Consider the following 427-nt stretch of genomic DNA (forward strand, 5'->3'; position numbering starts at 1 on the left):
GCCCGCGGCTTCCCGATCACCTCGAGGGCGAACGCGACGTTCTCGGTGACCGTCTTCTGCTGCAGCAGCCGGAAGTCCTGGAACACGCAGCCGATGGACTGGCGGAGCTTGGGGACGCGGCGGGCCGCGAGCCGGTTGACGTGGAACTCACCGACGTGGATGTCGCCCGAGGTGGGCGTGTCCTCCTTGAGCAGCAGGCGCATGAATGTCGACTTCCCCGAGCCCGACGGGCCGATCACGAAGACGAACTCGCCCTTGTCCACGGAGACGTTCACCTTGTCCAGGGCAGGCCGCGACGAGGTCTTGTAGGACTTGGACACATTCTCCACGCTGATCACGAGGAGCCAGTTTAGCCATGTTCACGGCGTGCCCATCCGGGTAACGGCGTGGCCGCAGGCCAGGCCGTCAGCGGGCTGCGGTCACGGGG

General features: G+C 66.5%; 1 protein-coding gene. It reads right to left on the minus strand.

From position 1 onward, the window contains the following. Positions 1-338 (minus strand): cell division ATP-binding protein FtsE (locus AC1DYG_RS19955; RefSeq protein ID WP_477641581.1); only part of this gene is annotated, 338 nt, incomplete at its 3' end. Positions 339-427 lie beyond the last annotated feature (89 nt).

This window comes from Pedococcus sp. P1_H8, from assembly GCF_056405175.1.